The sequence below is a fragment of the Silvimonas sp. genome, from assembly GCF_031291215.1.
GTDB lineage: Bacteria > Pseudomonadota > Gammaproteobacteria > Burkholderiales > Chitinibacteraceae > Silvimonas > Silvimonas soli.
Map to the genome: position 1 here is coordinate 22,502 of NZ_JARLJK010000131.1, position 12,314 is coordinate 34,815.

Here is a 12,314-nt window from a genome sequence, read left to right on the forward strand (position 1 = left end):
ATATTTAGATAGATAACAGGCCGCCGTTTTCAGGTGGCCGGGTGGAGTGTCTGCTTATGGAAACGCTACTCGCCGCAGCTGATGTCCCCGATCTGGCCGCCAAAGCGCCAGCGGTGATTGCTGCGGCCAATCGTTTCCTGACCGAAGATACGGCTTACCTCAAGCCGGAAGATCGCGTCTTTCTTGCTGCCGCCTTCAAGTTCTCTGAAGCCGCGCACCGGGGCCAAAGCCGCCAAAGCGGCGAGCCCTACATCTCGCATCCCCTTGCTGTTGCTTCCATCCTCACGTCCTGGCATCTGGACGCGCAGGCGCTCGCTGCCGCTTTGCTGCACGACGTCATGGAAGACAGCGGCATTACCAAGCTGGAACTCACCGAAAAGTTCGGCAAGCATGTGGCTGATCTGGTCGATGGCATGTCCAAGATCGACAAGCTGGAGTTCCAGAGCAAAGAGGAAGCGCAGGCCGAGAATTTCCGCAAGATGCTGCTGGCGATGGCGCGCGATCTGCGCGTTATCCTGATCAAGCTGGCTGACCGTTTGCACAATATGCGCACCATGGGTGTGATGCGGCCAGACAAGCAAAAGCGCATCGCCCGCGAAACCATGGAAATCTACGCCCCAATCGCCAACCGCCTGGGGCTGAATGCGGTGTACCTGGAGCTGGACGATCTCTCGTTCAAGTACATGTACCCGAATCGCTACGAGGTATTGTCGCGGGCGCTCAAGTCCGCGCGCGGCAATCGGCGCGAAGTGGTGGGCAAGATTCTGGACGGCTTGCGTAACAAGCTGACCGATTCGGGCATTGAAGCCAGCGTGACCGGCCGCGAGAAAAACCTGCACAGCATTTATCGCAAGATGCAGGAAAAGAGCCTCAGTTTTTCTGAAGTCCTGGATATCTACGGCTTTCGCGTGATCGTGAAAGACGTACCGACCTGCTACCTGGCCATTGGCGCATTGCATGCCTTGTACAAGCCGATTCCTGGCAAGTTCAAGGATTACATCGCTATCCCCAAGGCCAACGGTTACCAGAGTTTGCACACCACGTTGTTTGGTCCGTATGGCTTGCCGATTGAAATCCAGATTCGCACGCAAGACATGCACCGCATTGCCGATGCCGGCGTTGCCAGCCACTGGATGTACAAGAGTGGCGACGAAAGCTTTTCGGATGTGCAGCAAAAGACGCACCAGTGGCTGCAATCGCTGCTGGAAATCCAGGCCGAATCGGGCGATGCGGTGGAGTTTCTCGAACACATCAAGGTCGATCTGTTCCCGGATCAGGTGTACGTGTTCACGCCCAAGGGCAAGATCATGAGCCTGCCGCAGGGCGCGACTTGCGTGGATTTTGCCTACGCCGTGCATACGGATATCGGTAACCGCTGTATCGCCGCCAAGGTGAATCACGAACTGGTGCCTTTGCGCTCGCGCCTCAAGAGCGGCGATCAGGTCGAAGTCGTCACGGCCGCCCATGCTAAACCAAATCCGTCCTGGCTGACCTTTGTCTCCACCGGCAAAGCGCGCTCGCATATCCGGCACTTCCTCAAAACCATGCGTTTTGAGGAATCGGTGCATTTGGGTGAGCGCTTGCTGGCACAAGGTTTTGCCACGCTGCATCAGCAATTCGTGCCGGTGGGTGAAGAGACGTGGGATCGTTACCTCAAAGAAAGCAGCGCCCGCACGCGTGAAGAAGTGCTGGCGGATATTGGCTTGGGACAGCGCTTGGCGGTGGTGGTTGCCAAGCGGCTGCTGCAGTTGTCGGGCCAGTGGCAGGACGAAACGACCGCTGCTGCATCCGGCCGCAAGGCGTCTTCGGTCACCATTCGCGGCACTGAAGGCATGGCCATCCAGTTTGCCCGTTGCTGTAATCCGATCCCGGGTGACCCCATTATTGGCCTGGTGAAGAAAGACCAAGGCTTGCTGGTACACACGCATGATTGCCCGCAGATTTCCGGTCGTGGCCGCATTGATGCGGACAAACTGATCGACGTGGAATGGGACCCGGATTCCACACGTCTGTTTGATGTACCGATTCGGGTGCTGACCGAAAACACGCGCGGTGCGCTGGCGCAAATCTCGGCCGCCATTGCCGAGGCCGAAGCCAATATTGTTTCGGTTGCCACGCAGAATGCCGAACACGAAGGTGATCGCTTTATGCAGATCGCGTTTGTGCTGCAAGTCTCCAACCGCGTGCATCTGGCCCGCGTCATGCGCAGCCTGCGTCAATTGCCGAGCGTATTCCGGATTCTGCGAATGCGCGGCGGCGAGAAGCCATAATCACCATGTAGCCCGGATTCCTAATCCGGGCTACAGGTGTCCAGATAAATCTCCACCCGTTCCTTACCCTTGCCGATATTCTTGCGCTTGAGCGCAATCGCGCCGATTTCGCCGGTGCGGTGCAGATGCGTACCGCCGCAGGGTACTTCGCCAAACTCGGCAATCTTCCAGTAACGGCGCTGCGCGGCTTCGTCACTCCAGGCGCTGAGAATGACTTGATTGCTGGCGATGATGGTGTTGGCTTGTTCCAGTAGCCAGGCAAACTCCCCAGCAATACTTTGCGGCCATTCAAAATCAATGCGGGCCTTGTCGGCGGCGATATGCGCGCCAATTTTCTGCACTGGCCCCAAGCGCTGGTAGATCAGCTCCAGAATGATTTCAGCGGCAAAGTGCAGCTTCATCAGGCGATAACGGCGTTCCCAATCGATCTCGACCTGCACCGAGTCACCCGCGTTCAGGCCATGGTTGTCGGACAAGGTATAAACGATATCGTGGTCGGCTTTGCTGGCTTGCAATACGATATGCCCACCAATCGTGCCACTGTCACTTTCCTGCCCGCCAGACAGGGCATAGAAAATGGTGGATTCCAGCGTAACCAACGCGTCATTCACGCTGGTAATGCGTGTCTGCAGCCGGGTCTGGTAGGGGTCTTGCCAGAACTGTTTGTGAGTCATGGGGTGTATGCGTGCCGCAAATAAAAACGCCTTGCACGACTATCGCGCAAGGCGTTGATTTTGGCCAGTTCAACGAACAGGCCGCAAACAAAGGCGCTCTGACACGACGCCTGACCGCAGACAGTACAATGAGTACGCCAAGGTCGGGCAACACAGTCAGTGCGGTTTTGTTTGCGGCATGGTTAAGCAACGCGTTTGGCGGCAACCATATTGCCCGGCTTCAGGCGCTTGAACGCCTTGCCATCCCGATCAAACACGTGGAACGCGGCTGACGGAGCCGAGATGCTGATCGCATCGCCAATCTTCACTTCACGATCACCATGACCACGTACGGTCAGGTTCTGACCGGTGGAGAGGGTCAGATACAAGAAGTTGGATTCGCCCAGATGTTCGACCAGATCCACCGTGCCGGAGAAGCGTTCGCTGCCGTTGCTGTCTTCCCACAGGTGTTCAGAGCGGATGCCCACGGTAACGCGATCACCGACGGTCGCATTGGCGCCGTAGACTTCAGCGCGCACATTCTGGCCGCCAGCCAAGGTCACGATCAGGTGATTTGCCGCCGCAGATTCCACCACGCCTTCCAGCAGGTTCATTTTGGGCGAACCAATGAAGGTGGCCACGAACAGGTTGGATGGCTGTTGATACAGTTCCAGCGGCGAACCCGCTTGCTGGATCAGGCCGTCGTGCATCACCACAATCTTGTCGCCCAGGGTCATGGCTTCGACTTGATCGTGTGTCACGTAAACAATGGTGGCTTCCAGTTCGCGGTGCAGCTTGGCGATTTCCAGCCTGGTTTGTACGCGCAGCGCAGCGTCCAGGTTGGACAGCGGCTCGTCAAACAAGAACAGCTTGGGTTCACGCACGATGGCACGACCAATCGCCACACGCTGACGCTGACCACCCGACAATTCGCGTGGCAGGCGTTCCAGCAGGTGATCAATCTTCAGAATCTTGGCGGCGTTGCGGATACGGGTATCGGCTTCGTCTTTGGTTTTGCCAGCCACTTTCAGGCCAAACGCCATGTTCTTGTACACATTCATGTGCGGGTAGAGCGCGTAGCTCTGGAACACCATGGCGATGCCGCGCAGGGCAGGGGGCAGATCGTTCACGCGGTTGTGATCGATTTCCAGATCGCCCGAGGTGATTTCTTCCAGACCACAGACCATGCGCAAGAGCGTGGATTTGCCGCAGCCCGACGGGCCGACCAGCACGACGAATTCACCGTCGTTGATTTCCAGATTGATCCCGGACAGCACATTGGTTTTGCCGTCGTAGGACTTGGTCAGGTTCTTCAGCGAAACATGGGACATTGCTAACTCCTTGGGCATGCGGCCATGCGTGGCCTCATGCAATATTCATATTCGGTATTCGATGCAGGCTGGGGCGCTTACTTCACGGCACCGGCGGTAATGCCGCGAATCAGTTGCCGCGAGAAGAACACGTACATGATCAGCACCGGCAGTACGGCCAGAGTCAGCGAGGCCAGCACCGCGTTCCAGTTGGTGACGTACTGACCAATAAACTGCTGCACGCCTAACGTCACGGTTTTGGTTTCATCGCCCGGCGCCAGAATCAGCGGGAACCACAAGTCGTTCCAGATCGGCACCATCGTAAACACGGCTACGGTCGCAACGGCCGGGCGAATCAGCGGCAGGATCACCTGGAAGAAAATCTTGAATTCGCCCACGCCATCACAGCGGGCAGCTTCTTTCAGTTCTTTGGGAATCTGCTGCATGAACTCGCTCAGAATCATGATCGCCAGCGGCAAACCTTGCGCCACGTAGACCAGCACCAGCGCAGTCAGCGTGTTGACCAGTTGCAGGCTCACCATCAACTTCAGGATCGACACCGTGCCCAGGCGAATCGGCACCATGATGCCGAAAGCAAAGAACAACGCCAGGATGCGGCTGCCCTTGAACTTGTATTCAGACAATGCCCAAGCGGCCATTGCGCCAAACAGCAAGATCAGCACCAGTGAAGTAATCGTCACCGTCAGGCTGTTACCGAAATACAGCGTGAAGTGCGATTCGTGCAGCACTTTCTGAAAACCGATCAGTGAGAACGTATCGGAGTTCGGTAGCGCCAGTGGATCATCAAAAATGCCTGCGCGGCTTTTGAGGGAGTTGATCAGGATCAGTGCGATCGGGAACAACGCCAGCAGCGTGTAGCCCGCCAGGATCACCTGGGTAAAACCCGCGCTAGCCCAACGGGAAGCTTTGTTTTGTGCCATTGTTTGATGCCTCCCTTAGAAACTGAAACGTTGCAGCTTGCGCTGGATAAAGTAGAAATACACACCCACGCCCAGCAGGATTACCAGGAACATCAGCGTGGCCACTGCGGCGCCCATGGTCGGACTGCCGATTTGTGACTGGTAACCAAAGAACGCGCGGTAGAAGTAGGTACCCAAGATGTCGGTACTGAAGTTCGGGCCAGCCAGCGCACCTTTGACTGAGTAGATCAAATCAAATGCGTTGAAGTTACCGACGAAGGTCAGAATGGTGGTCAGACCCAGTGTCGGCAGAATCAGCGGTACGCGGATCGTCCAGAAAATGCGCCATGACGATGCGCCTTCGACATAAGCGGCTTCGATGATGTCATCGGGAATCGCGATCAGTGCAGCGTAGATCAGCATCATCGGGATACCGACGAACTGCCACACCGACATCAAGCTCAGGGTGTACAGCGCGGTTTCTTCCTGGCCCAGCCATGGCGCGAAGAAGTCCTGCAGGTGTACCCAACCCATCATTTTTTCGGACACGCCCCACAGCGGGGACAAGATCAATTGCCAAATAAAGCCAATGATCACCACCGACAACAGCGTGGGCAGAAAGATGGCGGTCTGGTAAGCCTTGGCAAACTTCACGCCGCGCATGCTCAGCAGCGCCGCCAGCAACAGGCCCAGCGGGTTCTGGATGCACATATGCACCAGGAAGAACTTGCAGTTGTTACGCATCGCGCCCCAGAAACCTTCGGACCACGATGGATCAAGCAGCAGCGAGCGATAGTTCAACAGCCCGGCCCACGTTTGCGCGCCACTGTCGGCGGTGGTGAAAAAGCTCAGGCGCAAGGTATCAACCAGCGGGTAGGCGCTGAAGACGGCGTAAATCAGAAATGCCGGGGCCAGAAAGACCGCGATATGCCAGGGAAACTTACGTTTCATGGCTATTACTCCCCTTGAATCACCAACAAAGTGTGCTGCCACTGGTCCCGGGGCCGGGGTCGCTGGCAGGCGGCCTTGCGGGCAACCCTTTACAGATTATTTATATTTCCGGATCAGTCGCAGCTAACGGATCTCTGCGCCAGCTCCGGGAAACAGGCAAAAAAAACGCCGGCGGCGACTGCCGCCGGCCCAACTCACAGTCGAGGGTATGGAGAGGAAGAACAAACTACACAACAACTTCAAGATTCCGGCAGCCCCGGCACGTTCTCCCTCGCGCCGGAGCCGAGCGGGACTCATGGGGCAATCCCGCCGACCGGTTTCCTTCATCGCAACAACAGCACAGCGACAACTTCAATATTTTTAGTTATCAGCCAGAGCTTATTGCGCTGGCTTGTACCACTTGGCCAGACCGGACTGCAGGCGTGCGGCGCCATCCTTAGGCGACAGCTTGCCGTTCAGAACTTGCGAGTTCACGTTCCACAGTTCGTTTTCCAGGTTCGGCGTGCCACGGTTCAGGATCTGCGCGTTCACACGGATGGTGGAACCGCAGCTCTTGCGCCAGTCGAGGAACTCTTTGGCAACCGGATCTTTCACAGCGATCAGGTGGTTGGACAGCGAGAAGAAGCCGGTGACCTTGTTGGTGTACAGGTCAGCAAATTCTTGCGAGCCGAGCCATTCCACAAACTTGTAAGCGTCGTCCTTGTTCTTGGACTTGCTGTTCACGCCCATGCCCAGATCGGTGTGATCCGAGATGTAGCACTTGTCGCCAGCCTTAGGTACTGGTGGAGGGAAAGCGCCCAGTTCAAAGCCTTGTGCGTTCTGGTTGTAGTAACCGATATCCCACGAACCGGCAGCAACCACAGCAGCCTTGCCCGAAGCAAACAGGTTTTGGGTGTCAGCGTAGGTTTGTGCGCTGTAGCCCTTGGCCAGGTACGGTGCGTACTTGGCTTCGATTTCCAGTGGCTGTTCGAAGGCCGGATCAGTGAACTTTTCCTTGCCAGCGATCAGAGCCTTGCGGCCTTCTTCGCCCTTCCAGTACGGAGCACCAATGCTGGTGTAAACGATCTGGCTGGCTTCCCACTGATCGTTGGTACCCAGAGCCAGCGGGGTGTATTTGCCGGAAGCCTTGACCTTGTCCATGACTTTGAAGAAGTCATCAGTGGTCTTTGGCTCGGACAGGCCCAGTTCTTTGAAGATTTTCTTGTTGTACAAGAAGCCGTGGATCACGGAAGCGATAGGCTCACAGAAGGTGGCTTTGCCATCGTCGGTTTCCCAAGCTACCTTGGCCGAAGCCGGGAAGTTTTCCAGACCCTTCTTGCCATTAAGCTTTTCCAGGTAGCCCTTGTTGTACATATCCAGGGACTTGTCGAACGGACGGCAAGTAATCAGGTCACCGGCAGTGCCGCCAGTCAGGCGTGCGTTCAGGCTGGAATCGTATTCGGTCGGAGCGGTCGGTGCGAACTTGACCTGAATGTTCGGGTAGTGTTTCTGGAATGCCGGAATCAGCACGTCTTCCCACAAACCTTTGTCATCGGTACGCCAGCTTTCGATGGTCAGGGTGCCAGCGTGGGCAGCACCTGCAGCCAACAGCGCGGCGACAATGGCGCCACGCATGATGTTCTTGCTTTGCATCGGTCGATCTCCTCAGATCCGGTTGAACCCCTGTTTCATGTTCTGGGGGCGTGACCGGAAATTAGCACCCACCCTTGCGTGACACAAAAAGCACTTGTTACCGCGTTGTTAAATCAAATAACATGTTGATTATTATGTGAAAATTAACAATGTGAGTAAGCTCTGTTGTTACGTTTAATTACGTTGGAATGAAGCTATTCCGGCTAATTGCTTGTGGCAATCAAGGGTTCTGGCGATGATGCTCAAAAAATGCATAACTAGAGATCGCAAGTAATCGCAATCTTTCTTTACAAATCAGGTTGCATCGTTACGTTATTCTGCGACGAAAAAACACGGGGCCAGGGGAAATGGGGATAAACACAGGCCGGGCAAGGGGAGTGTGGCGCCCGCCGGGAACGCTAGGCGCATGCGCATGCGCATTGCTGGTTGGGGCATTGTGTTTTAGTCCGCCAGTACAAGCGCAAGACGCCGTGAACGTACTGCATTGGTGGACATCTGCCAGCGAACGCAAAGCGGCCGATTACCTGGCTGATCGCCTGCAGGATGAAGGCGTTACCTGGCAAGATGCCGCCATTCCGGGCGGCGCCGGGGTCGGCGCCATGAAGGTACTGAAAAGCCGCGTGCTGCTGGGTAAAGCACCCGATGCCTCACAGCTGATCGGCCCGGCCATCTCCGAATGGGCCGATCTGGGCTTGTTGCTGGAACTGGACAACGTAGCGCGGCGGGGCAACTGGAATGACAAATTGTTCCCCACGGTCAATAGCCTGATTCGCCTGCGTGGCCACGTGGTGGCGGCGCCATTGGGTATTCATCGTATCAACACACTGTTTTACAACCAGGGTCTGTTTACCAAGCTGGGTCTGGCGCCGCCGCATACTTGGGCGGACTTTGATCATGCAGCCGAAGCGTTGTCGCGCATTGGCGTGACGCCGCTGGCGCAAAGTACCGAGCCCTGGCAAATCGCCACCTTGTTCGAAACGCTGTTGCTGTCCGAGACTGGCCCGGCGTTTTACCGTGATCTGCTGGTACGACGGAACGCCAACTCCTGGTTTGACCCACGAGTGTCACGAGCGCTGGAACGCCTGCGCAAACTCAAGCGCTGGATGCCGCAACAACTGAGTGAACGGCCGTGGCAGGACGAGGCGAGCGATCTGGCGCATGGCAAAGCCGCTATGTGGATCATGGGCGACTGGGGTAAAGGCGAACTGCAGGCGCAAGGGCTGACGCCGGGCGACCAGTTTGGCTGTATCGCCGTGCCCGGGACGGCGGATGCGCACTTATATAGTATTGATACGTTTGTGATGTTCACCGGCGATTATGGCAATCAGGCCGCGCAGGAAAAGCTGGCGCAACTGGTGGCTTCGCCGCAGGTTCAGGCGGGCTATAACCGGATCAAAGGCTCGGTGCCGGTGCGGCGCGATGTTGATCCTTCCACGCTGGACCCATGTGCACGCCAGTCATGGATGGCTTTTGCCCGCGGTGCTGCGGTGCAGGCGCCCAGTCTGGTGCATCGCATGGCCACGGACGAAGCGCTCAAGGATGCGATAGTCAGCCTGATCCGCCGTTATTTCATGGATGATCACATCCCGACTTCAGAATTACAGCGCCGCATTGCGTCGGTAGTCCGCGCTCTGTCGCAGGAAGGAAACAGTTATGACTCGCAAGATACTGGTCGTTGATGATGACCAGAAAACCAGAGCGCTGCTGAAAGCGTACCTGGAGAAAAACCAGTATGAAGTCCGGCTGGCGCACGATGGCGCCAGTTTCATGACCGAGTTTGAGCGTTACAAAGATGAGTTGTCGCTGGTGATTCTGGACGTCATGTTGCCCGACACCGACGGCTTTGCCTTATGCGCACACATCCGTAAACGCTCCAACATGCCAGTGATCATGCTGACCGCCAGTGCCGACGACACCGACCGCATCGTCGGGCTGGAACTGGGCGCCGACGATTATCTGGGCAAGCCGTACAATCCGCGCGAACTGCTGGCCCGTATCAAGGCGATTCATCGCCGGGCCGGGGTGGAAAACGGCGCGCCGCCACGCTTCTATCGGTTCAACGGCTTTGCGCTGGATACCGTGGAACGCACGCTGACCGATCCGCTGGGCGAAACCGTCAAACTGACCGGGCTGGATTTTCAGTTGCTGAAGTATCTGGTGGAACATCCGGGCGAGATTCTGGATCGCAGCGTGCTGGCCGAAGAAACGCGTGGTCGTGATCTGGGGCCGCTGGACCGTTCGCTCGACGTGCAAATCAGCCGCTTGCGCCAGCGTTTGCTGGATGACGGCAAGCAACCGGCGCTGATCAAAACCGTGCGTGGCGCGGGATACGTATTCTCTGCCGAGGTTGCTGCCAGCCATGCTTGAGTCGTCCCCGCGTCCGCGTCCGCGTTCCTGGCTGCGGCGGTTGATTCCGTCGTCTTTGCTCGGGCGACTGACCATCGTGATGGTGATGGGCGTATTGCTGACTCAAGTGGTCGGCAATCTGATCTGGGCCAGCCAGTTGCGCCAGAAAGTGGCCACCGAGGCTCTCGATGCGGCCGAGCATATTGGTGGCAGCGCCGCCGCCGCACTGCGTTTCTTTCGCAGCCTGCCGCCCAACTATCGCCCAATCCTGATCGACCAGTTGCGTGAAATGGGCGGCACGCGCTTCTTTGTGAGCGTAAACCGCAATCAGGTGAAGATTGAGGAGATTAAAGGCTCGCAACTGGCCGATGCCGTGCGTGGTCGCGTGGTGGAGGTATTGCATCGCGAATATGCCAAGCTGCTGGATTTTCAGGTGGGCTTTGCCTGGCCGGACAACCTGCCGGTCACCGATGATGGCATTACGCTGGATGACTTGCCCGATGGCTGGGTGCAGAACACGTTGGTGGTCAAACCGCGCCCGGCACCCATTCTGGTGATTCAGGCCGAGATTGAACCGGGCAACTGGCTTTACTTGGCAACGTTGATGCCCGATCCGTACTTTATGGAAAGCGATCAGCCGCTGGCGCATGACCGCATCGTGCTGCTGCTGATTACCGTCGGTGTGGTATTGCTGCTGTCGTTGCTGGTGGTGCGCTGGATGACCAAGCCGTTTGCCGCGCTGTCCAACGCCGCAGAAGCGTTTGGCCAAGGTATGCCGCTGGTACCTCTGCCCGAATCCGGCAGCCGCGAATACATCAAAACCGCCCGTGCCTTTAACGCCATGCGCGCACGTACCCAACGTTATCTGGAAGATCGCGAGCGGTTGTTTACTTCGATCTCGCACGATCTGCGCACGCCAATCACCCGCTTGAAACTACGCACCGAAATGCTCGACGACGACCAGACCCGGGCGGAGTTCCACGAAGACCTGGATGATCTGGATGTGATGGTCAAAGGTGCGCTGCAAAGCGTGAAAGACACCGATATCCACGAAAATCCGGTGCATATGCGGCTGGACAAGCTGATTGAACGCCTGGTGGACGGCGCGCAACTGGCCGGTAAAGACGCTACCTTTGCCGGTGGCCCGGTTACCGTATTTGCCCGGCCTCTGGCAATCAAGCGTGCAGTGGGCAACTTGCTGGATAACGCGCTGTTCTATGGTGGCCGCGCCGAGGTGTTGGTGACGCGCACCGATGCGCAAGTCGAACTGACCATCCGCGACTACGGTCCCGGCGTGCCAGAAGAAGCGCTGCCGTCGCTGTTCCAGCCGTATTTGCGACTGGAACACGGGCGCTCATCCAACAGCAATGGCATGGGCTTGGGTTTGGGGATTGCGCGCAATATCGTGCATGCGCATGGTGGGGATCTGTTGCTGGCGAACCATCCACGGGGTGGCTTGGTGGCGACGATTCTGTTGCCCAAAGGCAAGGATGAAGTAGCGATACCGCTGACCGAGGCGAGCTTGTAGGGCAGCGTTAGCTGGTGTGGTCGTGGGCGTGCGCGGCGCACCAGTCACGCCAGCGTGCCGGCAACTCTGCCAGCCGCCGCAATACGATATCCACGCTCGCGTGACCACTGCGATGCCGCCGTAACCAGACCGTTTTCATTCCCAGCCGCCGCGCCGTGTGCAGATTGGCCACGGTATCTTCCACCATGACGCAATCGGCTGGCTGCAATTGATACGCGTGCAGTAAATGCCGGAACGAGCGCATATGTGGCTTGGGGCTGAAGCCGCCGTGTTCAATCGCATGAACGGCTTCAAACTCGGACGCTACGCCTATCCCGCGCAAAATGGCCTCGGCGTAGGCTTGCGGACCATTGGTAAACAGGATTTTTCGCCCCGGCAATTGCGCCAGCGTACGCTGCAACCCTGGCATGGGGTGCAAGCTGGCTAGCAAGATGTCCAGCGGATGCGTTAGCGCGAGAAATTCATGCGGATCAATGAGTGGATGATGCCGCAGCAAGCCAATCAGCGTGGCCCCGTAACGCTGCCAATAACCTACCCGCAAGGCCGTTGCTGCCGCGTCATCCAGAGCCAGCCGTTCCACCAGGAATCGGGTCATGGCGGCATCGATCACCGGAAAAGCATGGCGACTGGCGTCGTGTAGCGTGTTATCCAGATCAAAGAGCCAGACCGGGTGTTTCGAGTTATGCATTAGTCGCAGCGGCAAA

General features: G+C 57.3%; 10 protein-coding genes. 4 read left to right on the forward strand and 6 right to left on the reverse strand.

Going from position 1 to position 12,314, the window contains the following annotated elements:
• Positions 1 to 56 precede the first annotated feature (56 nt).
• Positions 57 to 2,270, forward strand: coding sequence for a bifunctional (p)ppGpp synthetase/guanosine-3',5'-bis(diphosphate) 3'-pyrophosphohydrolase (locus P4L78_RS15290; protein WP_283147956.1), 2,214 nt, complete (start codon positions 57 to 59; stop codon positions 2,268 to 2,270).
• A gap of 20 nt (positions 2,271 to 2,290) precedes the next feature.
• Here P4L78_RS15290 and P4L78_RS15295 read toward each other — a convergent pair whose 3' ends face one another.
• The 5 genes from P4L78_RS15295 to P4L78_RS15315 form a co-directional block, all read right to left on the reverse strand.
• The gene (locus P4L78_RS15295; protein ID WP_309328710.1) at positions 2,291 to 2,944 is read right to left on the reverse strand and encodes an alanyl-tRNA editing protein; all 654 of its coding nucleotides are present in this window, start codon (positions 2,942 to 2,944) and stop codon (positions 2,291 to 2,293) included.
• 182 nt (positions 2,945 to 3,126) lie between these two features.
• Positions 3,127 to 4,254, reverse strand: a complete 1,128-nt coding sequence (locus P4L78_RS15300) for a sn-glycerol-3-phosphate ABC transporter ATP-binding protein UgpC (RefSeq protein WP_309328711.1) — start codon at positions 4,252 to 4,254, stop codon at positions 3,127 to 3,129.
• 77 nt (positions 4,255 to 4,331) lie between these two features.
• Positions 4,332 to 5,174 (reverse strand): carbohydrate ABC transporter permease, encoded by an 843-nt coding sequence (locus P4L78_RS15305; RefSeq protein ID WP_283147959.1) that lies wholly within the window; start codon positions 5,172 to 5,174, stop codon positions 4,332 to 4,334.
• Positions 5,175 to 5,189: 15 nt separating this feature from the next.
• Positions 5,190 to 6,104 (reverse strand): carbohydrate ABC transporter permease, encoded by a 915-nt coding sequence (locus P4L78_RS15310; RefSeq protein WP_283147960.1) that lies wholly within the window; start codon positions 6,102 to 6,104, stop codon positions 5,190 to 5,192.
• A 378-nt stretch (positions 6,105 to 6,482) separates the two neighbouring features.
• Complete coding sequence (locus P4L78_RS15315) at positions 6,483 to 7,736, reverse strand: ABC transporter substrate-binding protein (protein ID WP_283147961.1); 1,254 nt, start codon at positions 7,734 to 7,736, stop codon at positions 6,483 to 6,485.
• Positions 7,737 to 8,206: 470 nt separating this feature from the next.
• Here P4L78_RS15315 and P4L78_RS15320 point away from each other — a divergent pair, with 470 nt between their 5' ends.
• From P4L78_RS15320 to P4L78_RS15330, 3 genes are read left to right on the forward strand one after another with little or no spacing between them, the layout of a single operon-like run.
• Positions 8,207 to 9,415 carry an ABC transporter substrate-binding protein gene (locus tag P4L78_RS15320; protein ID WP_309328712.1) on the forward strand — a complete coding sequence of 403 codons (1,209 nt, stop codon included), beginning with the start codon at positions 8,207 to 8,209 and terminating at the stop codon, positions 9,413 to 9,415.
• The gene (locus tag P4L78_RS15325; protein ID WP_283147963.1) at positions 9,390 to 10,103 is read left to right on the forward strand and encodes a response regulator; all 714 of its coding nucleotides are present in this window, start codon (positions 9,390 to 9,392) and stop codon (positions 10,101 to 10,103) included. The genes P4L78_RS15320 and P4L78_RS15325 overlap by 26 nt, the downstream gene beginning before the upstream one ends.
• Positions 10,096 to 11,610, forward strand: a complete 1,515-nt coding sequence (locus tag P4L78_RS15330) for an ATP-binding protein (protein ID WP_309328713.1) — start codon at positions 10,096 to 10,098, stop codon at positions 11,608 to 11,610. Before P4L78_RS15325 ends, P4L78_RS15330 begins: the two co-directional genes overlap by 8 nt.
• A 7-nt stretch (positions 11,611 to 11,617) precedes the next feature.
• Here P4L78_RS15330 and P4L78_RS15335 read toward each other — a convergent pair whose 3' ends face one another.
• On the reverse strand, positions 11,618 to 12,298 hold the full coding sequence (locus tag P4L78_RS15335; RefSeq protein WP_309328714.1) for a pyrimidine 5'-nucleotidase: 681 nt from the start codon (positions 12,296 to 12,298) through the stop codon (positions 11,618 to 11,620).
• Between the last annotated feature and the right edge of the window lie 16 nt (positions 12,299 to 12,314).